This is a genomic window from Bradyrhizobium sp. USDA 223, from assembly GCF_044909005.1.
Taxonomy (GTDB): Bacteria; Pseudomonadota; Alphaproteobacteria; order Rhizobiales; family Xanthobacteraceae; genus Bradyrhizobium; species Bradyrhizobium yuanmingense.
In genome coordinates, this window is sequence record NZ_JBIYDR010000001.1 from 2,717,259 (window position 1) to 2,733,486 (window position 16,228).

The window sequence follows — 16,228 nt, forward strand, 5'->3', positions numbered from 1 at the left end:
CCCCCGCTCGAACGAAGAAGGATAGGTTGATGAGTGTCGGACTGATCGGTCTTCTCGACGACATCGCGGGGATCGCTAAGGTGGCTGCAGCGTCGCTCGATGATATCGCCAGCCAGGCAGCCAAGGCAGGCACAAAGGCGGCTGGCGTGGTCATCGACGATGCGGCGGTCACGCCGAACTACGTCATCGGTTTTGCTTCGAAACGCGAGCTGCCGATCGTCGGCAAGATCGCGGTCGGATCGCTACGCAACAAACTGCTGATCTTGCTGCCGATTGCCCTGCTGCTCGGCTATTTCCTTCCCGCTGCGGTCACGCCGCTGCTGATGCTGGGCGGCGCCTTTCTCTGCTATGAGGGCGCCGAAAAGGTGCTCGAAGCCGTGATGCCGCATCATGCGCACCAGCACGAAGCTCAGCTCGAGCCGATTGCGTTGAATGCCCAGTCGGTCGAGGACGAGAAGGTCGCTGGCGCCATCAAGACGGATTTCATCCTGTCGGCGGAGATCATGGCGATCACGCTGGCGGCCCTCCCGGCGGGCAGCATCTGGACGCAGGCGCTGGTGCTGGCGCTGGTCGGCCTCTTCATCACTGTTGGCGTCTATGGCGTGGTGGCCCTGATCGTGAAGGCGGACGATGCTGGCATCGCCCTCGCGCGGTTCGACGGCGCCTCGCTCGCCGGCGGCGCGATCCGATTGCTTGGGCGCGCGCTCGTCCGCGGCATGCCCGTTTTCCTGGCGGTGCTGAGCACGATCGGCACCGCCGCCATGATCTGGGTCGGCGGTGGCATCATCCTGCACGGCATCGAGAAGTACGGCCCACCCGCGATCGGCCACACGGTCCATGCCATAACCGAGGCTGCCGCACATCTCCTTCCATCCGTTGCCGGCATCGTCGAATGGTCGGTCGAGGCAGCCATCTCGGGTGCGCTTGGACTGCTCGTCGGCGCGGTTGCCATTCCGGTCGTCCAATACGGACTCGCGCCGGCCTGGAAGCGGTTGAGGCGATCGCGATCGGCCTGAGCACAGCCATTGCGGATGACGCGCGCAGCCTATTCCAGGAACGTCGTCAGCTGCGCGCCCTCATCCGCCACGAACACCGCGATCAGTTCCGCCGGCTCGGTCATGCTGGCATTGGCCGAGACCAGATGCGTCGAGCCCGGCGGTTCGAAGAAGGACTGGCCGACGCCAAACGTCTCGACCGGGCCGCCGCCGAGCTGCGAGCGGATCTCGCCCTTGGTGATGTAGGCGGTGACGGAGCCGGAGTGACGATGCGGGCGCGAAAACCCGCCTGGACCATAGGACACGCGCACGATGGTAACGCGTTTGCCGGGCACGTTCGGAAGCGCGTAGGAGCCGATCGGCTCAACCTTATCGAGCGGCGAGCCTTCCGCCGCCGTCGCGCAGAGCGGCGCGAGGGCGCTGGACACGCTGTCGATCGTCACCGGCAGAGCTTTGCCGATTGCCAGCGCGCAAACTAATCCTGCGATGACGGCGAACGCTGTCGAACGTGACGGCAACGGGTACTGCACGGCTGAAAGGCTCATGGCTGTCATCGTGATCTTCCCCTCTCCCCGTCAGGACGAAGCGGCAACGGCGGCCGCCGGCCGCTTTGCAGGCGTCCAGCGAAACGCCGCGCCAAAACGGTTCCAGACGTTGATCGAGGCGACCGCCGAGGTCAGGTACGTCAGTTCAGTCTCGGAGAATTCGCCGGACGCTTCCGCGTAGACCTCCTCGCTGACGCCGTCCGGCAAACAGGTCAGCGCCTCGGCCCAGGCGAGCGCAGCCCGCTCGCGCGGCGAAAAGATCGGCGCCTCGCGCCAGACCGCGAGCAGATGGAGCTTGTCGAGGGGAACGCCGATCCGTTCCGACAGCAGGACGTGGTGTTGCACGCAGAACGCGCAGCCGTTGATCTGAGAGGCGCGCAGCTTGACCAGCTCGAGCAGCTGCTTGTCGAGGCCGGCCTTGGCCGCAAGCTGGCCCAGCGCCAGCACCAGATCAAACGCATCGGGCGCGATCCGCTTGAAATCCTCGTATTCGCTGCGGGCGTGTGCCATTGCCATTCACCTCGGCTTATTATAAGAGCTCAGATACATTATAAGAGCTCTTATATGTCGCGCAAGACGAATGTCATGACATTGCAATCGGGCCGCAAGGCCGTTGCAGCCGGCGCGGTGCATGTCCCGGCACCGGGCGAAGGCAAGCGCGGCGAGCAAGGCTATCTCGGCTACCTGCTGCGCCAGGCCCACGCCGCGGTTCGCCTGACGATGGAGCGCACGCTCGCCGATCTCGGCGTGACCTCGCCGCAATTCGCGGTGCTGACGATGCTGAACGCCTATCCGGGCTTGTCGGGGGCCGATGTCGCCCGCCTCACCTTCCTGACGCCCCAGACCGTCGGCGTCATCATCCGCAATCTCGAACGCGACGGCGCGATTGCGATGACGCCTCATCCCGTTCACGGCCGCATCCAGCAATGGACGCTGACGCCGCGAGGCGCGACTCTTTTGAAGACGTGCCGGCAGCGTGTGCTCGAATTGGAGAAGCGGCTCGCTCGCAATTTGGATGCAAAGGCGGAAACCGCGATCCGGCGTTGGCTTGCCGGAATCGCGGCTGACCTTCAGGAGGACTAGGCGACCGGCATTCGCGGCTGTCGTGGCCGCTGGTGCTACCCGCCTTTCAAGGCGTTCTTAACTGCGCCGTCCGGCCAGCTCTCGTCCGCCGCGATCACCCGCACCCGGGTCTGGTCGGCGGGATTGACCAGCACGTGCGAACTCACCCGCTCACCGCTCGGCTCCAGACGCAAATCGGTTTCGGGCTTCCAGCTCAGCGTCGTCGCGAGGTCGCCGGGAAAGATCTTCCATTGCGATCCGTCGTCGAGTTCGACGATATGGCTTTCGGCGTGCGTGCGTATCTTCATTCCACCCCGACGATTCGATGAACAGGAAGGCCGGCCGTACCAGGACCGACTATTCTCCTCTGGCGTGGGAGGAATGCGGGAGTGGGGCACTTGTTCCGGTGGGAACGACCGACGGGGTCGGGCCGAGTTGACGCACGCGGCCGTTTCGGAACCGACTCACGCGTGCCATGTTTCCGGCTAGAATGTGCCCATGAAGCACACTGATTCCTCGCCCCGTCATACACGCCGCGCCCTGCTCCAGTCGACGCTCGGTGCAGCCGCTTTGCTCGCGCTTCCCACCCGCGCTCTCGCCGCGCCTCCCGGCTTCGACGAATGGCGCGAGAGCTTTCGTGCGCGCGCGATGGCAAAAGGTATTTCCGCCGCGACATGGCAGCGCGCGATGGGACGGGTCGAACCGGACATGAGCGTGTTTGCGCAGATGCGCAACCAGCCCGAATTCCGCGAGCAGGTTTGGCAGTACATCAACCGCCGCGTCTCGGACTGGCGCATCATCAACGGCAAGATCGCGCTGAAGAACAACGAGGCGCTGTTCGCCCGCATCGAGCGCGATTTCGGGGTCGAGCGCGGCACGCTGCTGGCGCTATGGGGCGTCGAGTCCGCCTATGGCGATCCGCTGGTGCAGCAGAACCACATGCGGCCGGTGTTTCCCTCGCTCGCCGCGCTCGCCTGGAACGAGCCGCGCCGCAAGGCCTATTGGGAGACCGAGCTGATCAATGCACTGCGCATCGTCGACAAGGGCTGGTCCACGCCTGAGGACATGCGCGGATCATGGGCCGGCGCGATGGGTCATTCGCAATGGATGCCGGAGGTCTGGCTCAATGTCGGTATCGACTATGACGGCGACGGCAAGGTCTCGCCATTCGGCAAGCCCGACGATGCGCTGGGCTCGACCGCAAAATATCTCGTCAATCGCGGCAAGTGGCACCGCGGCGAGCATTGGGGCTACGAGGTGCGCGCGCCCGCCAACATGAGCGGCAGCCGGACGTTTGCGGCCTGGCAGGCGGCCGGCGTGACTCGTGCCGACGGCCAATCATTTCCGCAGCCCAATGCATCCGCGCAGATGTGGACGCCGGTTGCGGGCGGGCCGACCTTCCTGCTCGGGCCGAATTTCTACTCGGTGAAGAGCTACAACCCTTCCATGAACTACGCGCTGGCGATCTGCCATCTCGGGGATCGCTGCCTGGGAGCCCCGCCCTTCATCCAGCCCTTCCCGGGCTCCGAGCGGGCGTTGACGCTCGCCGAAGTGCAGGAGATGCAGACGCGCCTGACCAAGGCCGGCTTCGACACGGGCGGCACCGACGGCCGGGTTGGCAACGACACCATGAAGGCAGTCAAGGAGTTTCAGCAGAAGGTCGGGATCGCGCCCGCCGACGGCTACGGCGGGCTGAAGGTGCTGGCCAAGCTGCGGCAAACCAACTAGCACGGCTGGGAGCTCGGCGCTGGCGCCTCCGCCGCAGCTGCAGCCGACCCTTAAGCCGCGTTTCGCTGTTCTGTGAGCTTCAGCAGCTCGTCGACGAGGTCATCCACGGCACGCTCGGCCGCGGCAATCGACGCCTGCAACCGATCGTCGGCGAATTCGTCGTACTCGACTGCGATGCTGTGGAAGGCCGTGATCCCGATGAAAGCAAACACGTCCCGGACGGCTCCTTCGGCATGATTGACGGCGGCCATGCGCCCGCCCGGATCGTACCCGTAGTCTCCGCGCGAGCCGAGCAGGACAAGACGCTTGTCCATGCCCGCAAGCAGCGCCGAATATGGATCGTCCGGGCGTGATCGGTCGAAGCCGAACGTGCGTCCGACCCGAACGACGTTGTCTATGTATGCCTTGAACTGCGCTGGCACACCGAAGTTGTACATTGGCACGCCCGCGACGATCAGATCAGCTGAGATCAACTCGTCGACCAGCGCATCGCTTTCCGCCAAAGCCTCGCTCATCCATGGCTCGCGCCGATCGGGCTTCGCGAAGGCCGCTTTGACCCAGCCGTCCGTCACCGGGCCCGGTGCGAAGCGACCGAGGTCGCGGCTGACGACGCGATCCCCCGGCCGCGACTGTAGCCATCGCTGGACGAAACGCTGAGTTAGACGCCTGGTGTGCGAACCGCGCGGATTTGCATCTGAAGGCTCCAACCGCGCGCTTGAATCGATTTGTAGCAGTTGCATTGCAGCACTCCTCTCATCTGTTTGCCCAATAGATCGGTTCAGGCCCCGTCGTTGACAAACGAAAGTTGCTCAGCTTATGGATGAACTGCATTCATCCTCGAGTTCGCGATGAGAAGGCTTCCTCCGCTGGCGGGATTGCGTGCATTTGAAGCGGCGGCACGTCACCTCAGCTTCAAGCGCGCGGCCGACGAGCTTCACGTCACGCCGACCGCGATCAGCCATCAGGTGCGACAGCTGGAGCAGACGGTCGGGGTCAGGCTGTTCGAGCGCCGGACCCGGCAGGTTCTGCTCACCGCGGAAGGACAGGTCCTGCTTCCAGTCCTGCGCGACGGCTTTGATGCGTTTGCGCGTGTTCTGGAAGGATTGAGCCGGAAGCGACGCCGGGCGGTGGTCACACTTTCGGCGACGCCGGCTTTCACAGCCAAATGGCTGGTGCCGCGTCTTGCTGGGCTCCGAAAGAGCAGAGCCGACATTGATCTCACATTGCTTGCGAGCTTGGAGGTGGCCGATCTCAATTCGACCGCGGACCTCGCACTTCGCTACGGTTCCGGTCCTTATCCCGATCTGATTGCCGAGCCGCTCACGGTCGATCGTTTCGCGCCGGTGGTCAGTCCGCGCTTGGGCATCCGAAGACCGAGCGACCTGCGCTCAGCAACGCTGCTACATTTCGACTGGCACCGTCGTGATGCCCGAAATCCGACCTGGCGGCGCTGGCTCAAGACGGCCGGCATTAACGACGTTGATGCGCGCGCCGGCGTGCGTTTCAGCGATGAAACCCATGCCATCCAGGCAACCGTCGCGGGTGCTGGTATCGCTTTGCACAGTCTTGTGCTCGTCGCCGACGAACTTTCGCAGGGAACGTTGATCGCACCATTCGGGCCGGAGCTGGAAGGCTCTTCGCTGCACTTGGTCCGCAGCCGCGACCGGCCGCTCACCGAGCCGGTCGAGGCTGTACGACACTGGCTGAAGTCAGAGTTCAACGCGGCCCGCTGATACGCAGCGCAGCTCGCGCGCCGCGGAATGACATCGTGGTCAGTGCCGATATTGCGGCTCCACCGCATCGAGCTGCCGCCGGATCGCGGCGAGATGCAGCCGCGCGGATTCGGAATCGCCCTCGCGCATCTGCCTGTAGGTCTCCGCCGCAACGGCGGGATCGACCGGCAGCACCTTCCGCCCCGTCGACATCGCCAGCACCTGCACCTCAGCGGCGCGCTCGAGATAATACAAATCGTCCCAGGCCTCCGCGATGGTCGGCGCCAGCACCATCACGCCGTGATGCTTCATAAAAACGATGTCGGCATCGCCGACGGCGGACGCGATGCGGGCACCTTCGCGGCTGTCGAGCGCGAGGCCGCTGTAGTCGCGGTCGACCGCGGTGCGGCCGTAGAATTTCAGCGCGGTCTGGCCGGCCCAGATCAGGGGCTCGCCCTCGGTCATCGACAGCGCCGTCGCATAGGGCATGTGGGTGTGGAAGGCGGCCTTGGCGCGCGGCAGCAGCCTGTGCATCTCGGCATGGATGTAGAACGCGGTCGCCTCGGGCACGCCCTCGCCGTCGAGGACATTGCCGTGGAAGTCGCAGATCAACAGCTTCGACGCGGTTAGCTCGCGGAAGGCGTAGCCGTAGGGATTGACGAGGAACAGGTCGTCATGGCCCGGCACCACCGCCGAGAAGTGGTTGCAGATGCCCTCCTCAAAGCCGTTGCGCGCGGCCATGCGGAAGCAGGCGGCGAGATCCTCGCGCGCGGTGCGGATCGCGTCGGTGGCGAGATCGGGCCGGTTCGAACGATGCGGCGCGGGCGAGGACGCGTGAAGGCTGTGCGCCATGGCGAGTAAAACCTCTGTCGGTTGGCAGTTGCTCATCTTGTACAGGGGCAACGCCTGCGCGTCAGCCCCTGTGGCAGCCACCCTGCCCTGCGCAGCTCAAGCGCGCCGCGGCACGCCGCCGGCGTTCATGCCGCCGTCGATGACGAGCTCGCTGCCGGTGACGTAGCGCGAGGCATCGGAAGCGAGATACAGCACGCCCGAAGCGATCTCCGCGGCGTGGCCGGCGCGGCCAAGCGGCGTGACGACGCGGGCGCGCTCCTCCGGATCGATCGGAGCGTTCTGGCCGGCGCCGGCCGCCCCCGTCGGGATCTTGCCCCAGATCGGGGTGTCGATGATGCCGGGGTGAACCGAGTTGACCCGGATGCCATCGCCCGCAGCCGCGCATTCCATCGCGATCGACTTGGCGAACAGCCGCACGCCGCCCTTCGTCGCCGAATAGGCCGACAATCCGGGCGAGCCGCGCAGGCCCGCGAGCGAGGACATCATGATGATCGAGCCGCCGCCGGTCCTGCGCATCAAAGGCAGGCAATGCTTGACCGAGAGGAACACGCCATCGAGGTTGATCGCGTTCTGCTTGCGCCAGTCGGCGAGCGTCATGTCGACGATCGACGGCACGGAAATGCCGATACCCGCATTGGAGACGAGCACGTCGAGCCGGCCGAAGCGCTTTGCGATCTCGGCGACGATCTCGATCCAGCGCTCTTCGCTGGTGACATCCTGCTCCAGGAAGATCGCCTTGCCGCCCACGTTTGTTACGCGCCTAGCGAGCTCCGGGCCGCGCAGCTCGTCGATATCGGTGACGACGACACTCGCGCCCTCGCGCGCGAACAGCTCGACGATGGCCTCGCCTATGCCGGAGGCGCCACCCGTCACCAGCGCGACCTTGCCCTCAACCTGCCCTGCCATGCTCACTCCCTTTTCTTGTCGTTCGAGGCCGTTATTTTTTGCGCATGATCTTTGTCGGAAAACCGCTTCGCACTTTTCCGGATCATGCGTCATCTAATCACGGATGGCCCCTGGTCCGGTAGCGCGACGTCGACGACACGGAATTGCACACGCTCGGCGCCCTGGTAGCGATCGACCGAGAGCGAGCCCGCAACGTGCATCGGCTGGCCGCGATTGGCGAGCAGCGCATTGCCGAGCTTCTGGCCGACCGAACGGAACGCGATGCCGTTGACGATGGCGCCGTCGCCCGCCTTGAAGCGCAGGCGCAGATGCGCCTGCCCGACCTCGTCGGCAAACACGAGCTGGTGCGACGGCAGCGCCAGCACCGGCTCCGGATTGCCGCTGCCGAAGGGACCGGCGCGGTTGAGCGTCGTCGCCAGCTCCGGCGTCACCGCACGGGCGGTGACCGCGCCGTCAATATAGAGCTCGTTGACGTGGCGCGCCTCGGCGACGTCGCGCGCCAGCGCGCTCTCGATATAGGCGCGGAATTCGGCGAGCTTCTCCTTCCGCAGCGTCACGCCCGCAGCCATCGCGTGGCCGCCGCCCTTGAGCAGAATGCCGTCGGCGACCGCCTGCCGCACTGCTTTGCCGAGATCGACGCCGGCGATCGAACGGCCCGAGCCCGTGCCGATGCCGCCCGGCTCCAGCGCAATGGCAAAGGCGGGCCGCGAGAACTTCTCCTTCAGGCGGGAGGCAACGAGGCCGACCACGCCGGGATGCCAGCCTTCCGAGGCCGTGACGATCACGGCGAGCTTGTCCTCCAGCCCGATCGAGGCCAGCGCTTCGGCTTCGGCCTGGGCTTCCGCCGCCTGCTCGATGACGCGACGTTCGCTGTTGAGACGGTCGAGCTCGGCCGCGATCCGCGCCGCCTCGACGCTGTCGCCTTCGAGCAGCAGCCGCACGCCGAGATCGGCGCGGCCAATACGGCCGCCGGCATTGACGCGCGGGCCCAGCATGAAGCCGAGATGCCAGGCCTCCGGCGGGCCGTTGAGCCGCGCCACGTCCATCAGCGCCGTGTGGCCGACATGGTCGCGCCGACGCATCGCGATCAGCCCCTTGGCGACGAAAGCGCGGTTGAGGCCGATCAGCGGCGCGACGTCGGCGACGGTGCCGAGCGCGACGTGATGCAGCATGCCCAGGAGATCGGGCTCCGGCATTTCGCTGGTCCAGAAGCCACGCTGCCGCAGCTCGCGATTGACCGCGACCAGCGTCACCAGCACGAGGCCGACAGCGGCGAGATGACCGAGGCCGGAGAGATCGTCGAGCCGGTTCGGATTGACCAGCGCATCCACCACCGGCAGCTCCGTGCCAGCCTGGTGATGGTCGATCACGACCACGGACATGCCGAGGCGCTTGGCCTCGGCGAGTGGCTCGATGCTGGTGGTGCCGCAATCGACGGTCACGAGCAGCGTGGCGCCCTTGCCCGCGAGCGCGCGCACCGCTTCCGTGTTGGGGCCGTAGCCCTCGAAAATCCGGTCGGGAATGTGGATCAGCGGATCGAGCCCGCAATGGCGCAGATGCCAGGCCAGCAGCGCCGCCGAGGTCGCGCCATCAACGTCGTAGTCTCCGAAGATCGCGACCTTCTCGCCCCTGGTCGCGGCATCCGCGATGCGTTTGGCGGCGGCCTCCATTTCCGTCACCGTGAACGGGTCCGGCAGCAGCTTTCGGATGGTCGGATCGAGGAAGTCGGCGACGGCATCGATGTCGACACCGCGGCCGGCCAGCACCCGCGCCAGCAGTTCCGGCAATTGGTGCCGCTGCACGATGGCGAGCGCCTGGGCTGCCCCGCGCGCATCGAGCCGGTCGCGCCACAGCTTGTCGGTGAGCGAGCGCGCCACGCCCAGGAAGGCCTGGGGCGCTTCGACGGGGAGCGCGGATGCGGGAGGCGTCATGACGAGGGCTATCGATTGGGAACTCGGGTCCGGGCGACACGCTCGGGGCCGCGACTGGCTTGAAAGGATTGGCTGGGAAACCCCGGCGATTTGCAACGGCCGGGACGCACAAAGCGGTGGATGGCCAGCAGGCAGGCCGGAGTGACTATCATTTAGGCATCCCGCCAAACAGCAAATTAAGCAGGCGTTAGGCGGAATCCTCGAAAAAGAATCGTATTCGATCTGTAAGTCGTTGTTCCCCGTTCATTGCAGATCAGACCTCATTGCCAAGGGAAGTTCCCGATGTCTGCTGCGCTGGGTCTGAAAGCCAAGCCGATCGCCACCGAACCCGCGGACGATGATTCCGACGTCTCCGCGCTGATCAACCGTCTCACCGCCGAGGTCAACCAGATCGCGGTCGACAAGACCAAGTCGATCCAGCAGATCACCAACCAGATGAAGATGCTGGCGCTGAACGCGCTGATCGAGAGCTCCCGCGCCGGCGCGCAAGGCGCGGGCTTTGCGGTGGTGGCACAGGAGGTGCGCGGCGTCGGCCAGCAGGTCGAAACCATCGCCCGCGAGCTCGAGACCCAATTGACGAAACGCACCGGCGATCTCGTCGCCTCGATCGACCGCATGAGCCAGCGCTCCCGCGGCGAGCGGATGGTCGACCTGTCGCTCAACGCGATCGAGCTGATCGACCGCAATCTCTACGAACGCACCTGCGACGTGCGCTGGTGGGCCACCGATTCCGCCGTGGTCGATTGCGCAGCCTCGTCCAATGCTGCGGCCGTCTCCCATGCCTCGCAGCGCCTCGGCGTGATCCTCGGGGCCTACACCGTCTATCTCGATCTCTGGCTCTGCGACCTCGATGGCAACGTCGTCGCCAACGGCCGCGCCGACCGCTTCCGCGTCGTCGGCCAGAACGTCGCCCACACCAAATGGTTTCGCGACGCGAGAGCCCTTCGCTCCGGCGACGACTATGTCGCCGGGGACGTCGAGAACCAACCGCTGCTCGGCAATGCGCAGGTCGCGACCTATTGCGCCAGCGTCCGCGCCGGCGGCCAGGCCCATGGCGCGCCGATCGGGGTTCTCGCCATCCATTTCGACTGGGAGCCGCAGGCCCGCGCCATCGTGCAGGGCGTGCGCGTCGGCGACAGCGACAAGGCGCGCGTATTGCTGGTCGATTCGAATTTCCGCGTGATCGCGGCGTCCGACGGCCAGGGCATCCTCAGCGAGCGCATCTCGCTGTCGCTGAACGGCCAGCGCTCCGGCTTCTATCAGGAACGCACGGGCACACTGGTCGCGTTCCATGCCACGCCGGGCTACGAGACCTATCGAGGGCTCGGCTGGTACGGCGTGATCGTCTGCGGGTCGTGAGGCGAGCAGCGGCCGCCTCCCGGAATCGGAGGCCGTCGCCCGTCCCATCCAAAACTGCGAAACAACCCCATGCACAGTAGCCTGGGGATTGTTTTCATTAGCATTTTCAAGGGCCAGTCCGCCGCTTGCGGCGACCAAACATTTTGACACGTCGGGCAAAACGCTGGCAGCATTTTCCGGCAAGGTAAGCCCGCTACAGGCAAGAGCCTGCGCCATGGATCGGCTAGAGTCACTTCGCACCACATGAGTGACGTGGGAGGCGTGAGTTTCGATTGGCTTCGATCATCTCCCGCCCCACAATCGCAAGGAGACAAGCCATGAAGATCGTCGTGATCGGCGGAACCGGATTGATCGGATCAAGACTGGTGGCGAAGCTCAAGCAGCAGGGCCACGAAGCGGTGGCAGCTTCGCCGAAATCGGGCGTGAACGCCGTAACCGGGGAAGGCCTTGCCGCAGCGCTTTCGGGCGCAGATGTGGTCGTCGACGTCGCCAACGCGCCGTCCTGGGAGCCGGCAGCGGTGCTCGCATTCTTCCAGCAATCGAGCGAGAATCTCGTCGCGGCAGAAACCGCAGCAGGCGTGAAGCATCACGTGGCGCTCTCGATCGTCGGCACCGACCGCTCGCCCGACAACGCCTATTTCCGTGCCAAGCTGGCGCAGGAAACCGTCATCAAGTCCGCCTCGGTGCCCTACTCGATCGTGCGCGCCACCCAGTTCTTCGAATTCCTCGCGGCCATTGCCGACACAAGCGCAATCGAGGGGAAGATCGTCGTTCCCACGGCTCAGTTTCAGCCGATCGCGGCCGACGACGTCGTCGATCGCCTCGCGGAGGTCGCAAGCGGCCGGCCGCTCAACGGCACGATCGATATCGCCGGCCCCGAGAAGGCCCCCTTCAATGAATTCATCGCGCGCCGCCTGAAGGCGTCCGGCGACCCACGCCCCGTGATCGGAGATCGGACGGCGCTGTACTACGGCACTCCCATCGACGACACGTCGTTGAACCCACTCGGCGAAGCACGGCTCGGGGCGACGCCGCTCGCAAAATGGCTCGCGAGCCGCTGAGGCACCGGCGGGCACGCTAGATCAGCATGCGATCAGCCGGTGCGCCGCGCCATCTCCGCGGCGAGCAGCAGCGCGGCACGGCTGGCGCCGATCGAGGCGATGCCCTGCCCCGCGATGTCGTAGGCGGTGCCATGCGCGGGCGTGCAGATCGGGAACGGGAAGCCGCCGAGCAAGGTCACGCCGCGATCGAAACCCATTAGCTTCATCGCGATCTGGCCCTGGTCGTGATACATCGTCAGCACGGCATCGAAGGCGCCCGCCTTGGCGCGCAGGAACACGGTGTCGGCCGGAAACGGTCCCTCCGCGGCAATGCCCTCGCGCTGGCTTGCTGCGACCATCGGCGCGATCACGTCGATCTCCTCGCGGCCGAAATTGCCACCGTCCCCGGCATGGGGATTGAGGCCTGCGACCGCGATGCGCGGCCGCGCAAAGCCGGCGTTCCGCATGCAGAAATCGGTCAGCTTGAGCGCGCGATGGATGCGTTCGCCGGATAGATTCGCAGCGACGTCCTTGAGCGGGATGTGCGAGGTGACCCGTGCGTTCCAGAGCCGGTCGAGCACGTTGAATTCGCTTGCCGGCGTCTTGAGACCGACGACCTCGGCCGAGAACGCGATCTCGTCCTCGTACTCGGCGCGGGCAAGGCGCATCGCCTGCTTGTTGAAGGGCGTGAAGCAGACCGCGTCGACATGGCCGTCGCGGCCGAGCTCGAGCGCATGCCTGTAATTGGCCAGCGCGAATTTTCCGCCGGCAAGGGTCGCAGTCTTGGGCTCGACCTCCCTGGGAGCAAGGTGGCGGAGATCGACGAACAGCGCATCTTCCTGCGCTGCGCGAAGATCGGCGCCCTGCTCTAGCATCTTCAGCTCCGGCTTGACGCCCGCAATGCGCGCGCCCTCGTCGAAAATGCGGCGGTCGCCGATAACGACGAGCCGGCAGCCCGCGCGGATGTCGTCCTGCGCCACGAGCTTGGCCGTCAGCTCCGGGCTGATGCCGGCGGGATCTCCCATGGCCAGCGCAATCAGCGGCTTTGCGGTCATATGATCGCCCTTTCCTGGACTGGCGCATCGGTCGCGGGCGACGCAGGTTTGCGCCACAGCCGCGGCAGCTGCAACAGAAGCGGAAGCAGCAGCAGCGCGATGCCGCCCACGATCAGGCACGTCACCAGCTTGTTCGCAAAGAAAATGCCGAGAGATCCCTTGGAGATCAGCATCGACTGCCGGAAGGCGTCCTCGGCCTTGTCGCCGATGACGATCGCGAGCACGAGCGGCGCCAGCGGATAGAACAGCTTCTTGAAGAGATAGCCGACGACCCCGAAGCCGAGCATCATGACGACGTCGAGATAGGAGTTCGACACCGAATAAGCGCCGACGACGCAGATGATCACGATCAGCGGCGCGATCACCACGAAGGGAATCCGCATCAGGGCGGCGAACACCGGGACCGTCAGCAGCACCAGGGCGACGGCGACAATGTTGCCGACATACATCGAGGCGATCAGGCCCCAGACAAAATCCTTTTGGTCCACGAACAGCATGGGCCCGGGATTGAGGCCCCAGATCATCAACCCGCCCATCATCACGGCCGCGGTCGCCGAGCCGGGAATGCCAAGCGAGAGCATCGGCAGCAGCGCGCTGGTCCCGGCGGCATGATCGGCCGTCTCCGGCGAGACGATGCCTTCGACCTCGCCCGTGCCGAAATGTCGGCCGCGCCGTGAAAAGCGCCGCGCGATACCGTAGCTCATGAAGGAGGCCGCGGTCGGGCCGCCCGGCGTGATGCCCATCCAGCATCCGATCGCGGCACTGCGCAGCAGCGCAACGCCGTGCCGCGGCAGGCGGCCGACGGCGCGAAACACCTCGCGCCAATCGATCTTGGAAGAGACCGCGCGGGCGTGAAACTCCTCCTCGACGGCGACCAGCAGTTCGCCAATGCCGAACAGGCCCATGACCGCCACGACGAAGCTGACGCCCTTGACGAGTTCGTCCACGCCCATGGTGAGGCGGACGCTTCCGGAGACCGTGTCGATGCCGATGGCGGCGATGGCGAAGCCGAGCGCCAGCGCCACGACGGTCTTGATCGGCGCCGCACCGCCCATGCCGACGAAGCTGGCAAAGGCGAGAAAATAGACGGCAAAATACTCGGCCGGCCCGAACGCGAGCGCAGCCTGCGCCACCCAGGAGGCGAGGAAGGTGATCAGGATGACGCCGACCAGCGCGCCGAACGCCGCCGAACCGAAGGCGGTCGCGAGCGCGGTGGTCGGCCTGCCGTCGCGCGCCATCGGATAGCCGTCGAAGGTGGTCGCCACCGACGACGGCTCCCCCGGGATATTGAACAGGATGGAGGTCACCGATCCCCCGAACAGCGCGCCCCAATACATGCTGGAGAGCAGGATGATGGCCGAGACCGGCTGCATGCCGAAGGTGAGCGGCAGGAGCAGCGACACGCCGTTCGGCGCGCCCAGCCCCGGCAGCACGCCGACGAGAATGCCGAGCAGCACGCCGACCACCATCAGGACCAGATGCGGCACCGTGACCGCGATGGTGAAGCCGTGCAGGAGCTCCTGGAGATTGTCCATCCCGCCGCTCCCTCAGAACCCGAGCGCGGAAGCGAGCGCGCCGTGCGGCAGGCTGACCTGGAACATGCGCTCGAACACGAGGTAGAGCGCGAGCGCCGTGGCACCTGCCATGGCGAGCGCGCGCGGCACCGATTGGTGCTGGGGGATCGCCAGCACGGTGAAGACGTAGAGAGCCGAGGCGACGTACATCCCGGCGAGCGGGATCGCGGCGACGAAGATGGCAGCCGGCACGAACAGGCCGGCGAGCCGACGCAGCTCGATGGACGTGATCGCGATGGGAACGTTTGCGAGCGTCGCGGCCGGCAGCACGCCTCGTACCAGATTGGTGAGGCTCCCGACCACGATGATGATCCCGGTCAGGAACGGGAACGTGCCGGCGTCCACGCCTGCGCTCGACCAGCCGATGCCATTGTCGAGGCTGGAGACGACGACGGCCACGCCGAAGCTGCCGGTGAGCACGGCTGTCGCAAGTTCAAGCGTGCGGCGTGAGATCATGGCGTAATGCCTTACTTCACCAGCCAGCCCTGCTCGCCCGCGACCTGCTTGACGCGCTCGAGGTCCTCCTTGATGAATTTTTCGAGCTCGGCACCGGTGAGGAACGTGTCGACCTGGGAGGTCTTCTCGATGTAGTCCTTCCACTCCGGCGTCGCCTGCACCTTCTTCATGAGGTCGACATAGAACGCGGCCTGTTCCGGCGTGACCTTGCCGGGCAGCCACACCGTGCGCGGCTGCTCATATTGCTTGATGTCGAGGCCCTGCTCGACGCAAGTTGGAACGTCGCCCCAGCCATCCGTCGCAGTGACCTTCGGCCCCTGCGGCAGCCGCTTCGGGCTGAACACGCAGAGCGGTCGCTGCGTGCCCCCGCGCCATTGCCCGAGGCTTTCGCTCGGGTTGTTGACGTGGGAGTCGAGATGCCCGCCGGCGAGCTGCACGGCGGTCTCGGCGCCGCTCTTGAAGGGGATGTAGGTCAGCTTGACCTTGCCGGTCTTCTCGATCATGCGCGTCAGCACCTCGTCGGTGTCCTTCGACTGCGCGCCGCCCATCTTGAATTCGCCCGCTGCGGCCGCCTTCAGATAATCGCCTGCGGTCTTGTAAGGCGCGTCCTGCTTGACCCAGAGCAGGAATTCGTCCTGCGCCATCGCCGCGATCGGCGTGAGATCGGTGTAGTTGAAGGCGACCTTGGAGACGAGCGGTTGCTGCCAGGCGTTCGACGTGCCGAAGATGACCTTGTAGGGATCGCCCGCGGAGGCCTTTCCGTAGACATAGCCTTCGGCGCCGCTACCGCCGCCCTTGTTGACGACGACGATCGGCTGCTCGATCAGCTTGTGCTTAGTGATGATGTTCTGCACCGCGCGCGCGAGATTGTCGGTGCCGCCGCCGGGACCGGCGGTGGCGATGAACTCGATCGGCTTTTGCGGCTGCCAGGCGGCGAGCGCCGGCATGGTGCCGGCGAGCAGGACTGCGGCTGCCGAGAGCAGAAATGTTGACGTCCGACCCATGATTTCCTC

General features: G+C 65.8%; 17 protein-coding genes. 6 read left to right on the forward strand and 11 right to left on the reverse strand.

The features are described from left to right. Positions 1-29 precede the first annotated feature (29 nt). Positions 30-1,016 (forward strand): DUF808 domain-containing protein, encoded by a 987-nt coding sequence (locus tag ABIA40_RS12510; protein WP_271546600.1) that lies wholly within the window; start codon positions 30-32, stop codon positions 1,014-1,016. Between the two features lie 29 nt (positions 1,017-1,045). Here ABIA40_RS12510 and ABIA40_RS12515 read toward each other — a convergent pair whose 3' ends face one another. Together ABIA40_RS12515 and ABIA40_RS12520 are read right to left on the reverse strand one after the other, a co-directional pair. After that, entirely contained in the window at positions 1,046-1,549 is a 504-nt protein-coding gene (locus ABIA40_RS12515) for a cupin domain-containing protein (protein ID WP_225141852.1), read from the reverse strand. Between the two features lie 21 nt (positions 1,550-1,570). Next, positions 1,571-2,050, reverse strand: coding sequence for a carboxymuconolactone decarboxylase family protein (locus ABIA40_RS12520; RefSeq protein ID WP_157285852.1), 480 nt, complete (start codon positions 2,048-2,050; stop codon positions 1,571-1,573). Between the two features lie 54 nt (positions 2,051-2,104). Here ABIA40_RS12520 and ABIA40_RS12525 point away from each other — a divergent pair, with 54 nt between their 5' ends. Then, positions 2,105-2,623, forward strand: a complete 519-nt coding sequence (locus ABIA40_RS12525) for a MarR family winged helix-turn-helix transcriptional regulator (protein ID WP_157285853.1) — start codon at positions 2,105-2,107, stop codon at positions 2,621-2,623. Between the two features lie 35 nt (positions 2,624-2,658). Here ABIA40_RS12525 and ABIA40_RS12530 read toward each other — a convergent pair whose 3' ends face one another. Next, positions 2,659-2,910: a hypothetical protein gene (locus ABIA40_RS12530; protein WP_271546604.1), complete on the reverse strand. Its 252-nt coding sequence runs from the start codon at positions 2,908-2,910 to the stop codon at positions 2,659-2,661. 190 nt (positions 2,911-3,100) lie between these two features. On the opposite strand from ABIA40_RS12530, the gene ABIA40_RS12535 reads away from it, so the two are divergent. Next, positions 3,101-4,330: a lytic murein transglycosylase gene (locus ABIA40_RS12535; RefSeq protein ID WP_404541275.1), complete on the forward strand. Its 1,230-nt coding sequence runs from the start codon at positions 3,101-3,103 to the stop codon at positions 4,328-4,330. Positions 4,331-4,380: 50 nt separating this feature from the next. Here ABIA40_RS12535 and ABIA40_RS12540 read toward each other — a convergent pair whose 3' ends face one another. Next, entirely contained in the window at positions 4,381-5,070 is a 690-nt protein-coding gene (locus ABIA40_RS12540; protein ID WP_404541277.1) for an FMN-dependent NADH-azoreductase, read from the reverse strand. 108 nt (positions 5,071-5,178) lie between these two features. Here ABIA40_RS12540 and ABIA40_RS12545 point away from each other — a divergent pair, with 108 nt between their 5' ends. After that, complete coding sequence (locus tag ABIA40_RS12545; protein ID WP_404541279.1) at positions 5,179-6,063, forward strand: LysR substrate-binding domain-containing protein; 885 nt, start codon at positions 5,179-5,181, stop codon at positions 6,061-6,063. 39 nt (positions 6,064-6,102) lie between these two features. Here ABIA40_RS12545 and ABIA40_RS12550 read toward each other — a convergent pair whose 3' ends face one another. The 3 genes from ABIA40_RS12550 to recJ form a co-directional block, all read right to left on the reverse strand. After that, positions 6,103-6,894: an aldolase gene (locus ABIA40_RS12550; protein WP_404541281.1), complete on the reverse strand. Its 792-nt coding sequence runs from the start codon at positions 6,892-6,894 to the stop codon at positions 6,103-6,105. 96 nt (positions 6,895-6,990) lie between these two features. Beyond that, entirely contained in the window at positions 6,991-7,800 is an 810-nt protein-coding gene (locus ABIA40_RS12555) for an SDR family NAD(P)-dependent oxidoreductase (RefSeq protein ID WP_271546613.1), read from the reverse strand. A gap of 89 nt (positions 7,801-7,889) precedes the next feature. Further along, positions 7,890-9,731, reverse strand: a complete 1,842-nt coding sequence (gene recJ / locus ABIA40_RS12560; protein WP_404541284.1) for a single-stranded-DNA-specific exonuclease RecJ — start codon at positions 9,729-9,731, stop codon at positions 7,890-7,892. A gap of 282 nt (positions 9,732-10,013) precedes the next feature. Between recJ and ABIA40_RS12565 the strand changes: the two genes are divergently transcribed. Both ABIA40_RS12565 and ABIA40_RS12570 read left to right on the forward strand, forming a co-directional pair. Continuing rightward, the gene (locus tag ABIA40_RS12565; RefSeq protein WP_404541285.1) at positions 10,014-11,090 is read left to right on the forward strand and encodes a methyl-accepting chemotaxis protein; all 1,077 of its coding nucleotides are present in this window, start codon (positions 10,014-10,016) and stop codon (positions 11,088-11,090) included. Positions 11,091-11,407: 317 nt separating this feature from the next. Further along, entirely contained in the window at positions 11,408-12,151 is a 744-nt protein-coding gene (locus ABIA40_RS12570; RefSeq protein WP_271546619.1) for an SDR family oxidoreductase, read from the forward strand. 32 nt (positions 12,152-12,183) lie between these two features. On the opposite strand, the gene ABIA40_RS12575 is transcribed toward ABIA40_RS12570, so the two are convergent. Genes ABIA40_RS12575 through ABIA40_RS12590 form a run of 4 tightly spaced genes read right to left on the reverse strand, consistent with a single transcriptional unit; the run spans position 12,184 to position 16,219 of the window. Next, positions 12,184-13,185, reverse strand: a complete 1,002-nt coding sequence (locus ABIA40_RS12575) for a 4-hydroxythreonine-4-phosphate dehydrogenase PdxA (protein ID WP_271546621.1) — start codon at positions 13,183-13,185, stop codon at positions 12,184-12,186. After that, complete coding sequence (locus ABIA40_RS12580; protein ID WP_057029102.1) at positions 13,182-14,720, reverse strand: tripartite tricarboxylate transporter permease; 1,539 nt, start codon at positions 14,718-14,720, stop codon at positions 13,182-13,184. The genes ABIA40_RS12575 and ABIA40_RS12580 overlap by 4 nt, the downstream gene beginning before the upstream one ends. 12 nt (positions 14,721-14,732) lie before the next feature. Then, positions 14,733-15,215, reverse strand: coding sequence for a tripartite tricarboxylate transporter TctB family protein (locus ABIA40_RS12585; RefSeq protein WP_157285863.1), 483 nt, complete (start codon positions 15,213-15,215; stop codon positions 14,733-14,735). A gap of 11 nt (positions 15,216-15,226) precedes the next feature. Then, positions 15,227-16,219 (reverse strand): tripartite tricarboxylate transporter substrate binding protein, encoded by a 993-nt coding sequence (locus tag ABIA40_RS12590; RefSeq protein WP_271546623.1) that lies wholly within the window; start codon positions 16,217-16,219, stop codon positions 15,227-15,229. Between the last annotated feature and the right edge of the window lie 9 nt (positions 16,220-16,228).

Coding starts and splice junctions, on each gene's coding strand:
- ABIA40_RS12545 (WP_404541279.1), top strand. CDS start 5,179: ATGAGAAGGCTTCCTCCGCTGGCGGGATTGCGTGCATTTGAAGCGGCG.
- ABIA40_RS12510 (WP_271546600.1), top strand. CDS start 30: ATGAGTGTCGGACTGATCGGTCTTCTCGACGACATCGCGGGGATCGCT.
- ABIA40_RS12530 (WP_271546604.1), bottom strand. CDS start 2,910: ATGAAGATACGCACGCACGCCGAAAGCCATATCGTCGAACTCGACGAC.
- ABIA40_RS12575 (WP_271546621.1), bottom strand. CDS start 13,185: ATGACCGCAAAGCCGCTGATTGCGCTGGCCATGGGAGATCCCGCCGGC.
- ABIA40_RS12515 (WP_225141852.1), bottom strand. CDS start 1,549: ATGACAGCCATGAGCCTTTCAGCCGTGCAGTACCCGTTGCCGTCACGT.
- ABIA40_RS12565 (WP_404541285.1), top strand. CDS start 10,014: ATGTCTGCTGCGCTGGGTCTGAAAGCCAAGCCGATCGCCACCGAACCC.
- ABIA40_RS12590 (WP_271546623.1), bottom strand. CDS start 16,219: ATGGGTCGGACGTCAACATTTCTGCTCTCGGCAGCCGCAGTCCTGCTC.
- ABIA40_RS12585 (WP_157285863.1), bottom strand. CDS start 15,215: ATGATCTCACGCCGCACGCTTGAACTTGCGACAGCCGTGCTCACCGGC.
- ABIA40_RS12570 (WP_271546619.1), top strand. CDS start 11,408: ATGAAGATCGTCGTGATCGGCGGAACCGGATTGATCGGATCAAGACTG.
- ABIA40_RS12555 (WP_271546613.1), bottom strand. CDS start 7,800: ATGGCAGGGCAGGTTGAGGGCAAGGTCGCGCTGGTGACGGGTGGCGCC.
- ABIA40_RS12525 (WP_157285853.1), top strand. CDS start 2,105: ATGTCGCGCAAGACGAATGTCATGACATTGCAATCGGGCCGCAAGGCC.
- ABIA40_RS12520 (WP_157285852.1), bottom strand. CDS start 2,050: ATGGCACACGCCCGCAGCGAATACGAGGATTTCAAGCGGATCGCGCCC.
- recJ (WP_404541284.1), bottom strand. CDS start 9,731: ATGACGCCTCCCGCATCCGCGCTCCCCGTCGAAGCGCCCCAGGCCTTC.
- ABIA40_RS12535 (WP_404541275.1), top strand. CDS start 3,101: ATGAAGCACACTGATTCCTCGCCCCGTCATACACGCCGCGCCCTGCTC.
- ABIA40_RS12550 (WP_404541281.1), bottom strand. CDS start 6,894: ATGGCGCACAGCCTTCACGCGTCCTCGCCCGCGCCGCATCGTTCGAAC.
- ABIA40_RS12540 (WP_404541277.1), bottom strand. CDS start 5,070: ATGCAACTGCTACAAATCGATTCAAGCGCGCGGTTGGAGCCTTCAGAT.
- ABIA40_RS12580 (WP_057029102.1), bottom strand. CDS start 14,720: ATGGACAATCTCCAGGAGCTCCTGCACGGCTTCACCATCGCGGTCACG.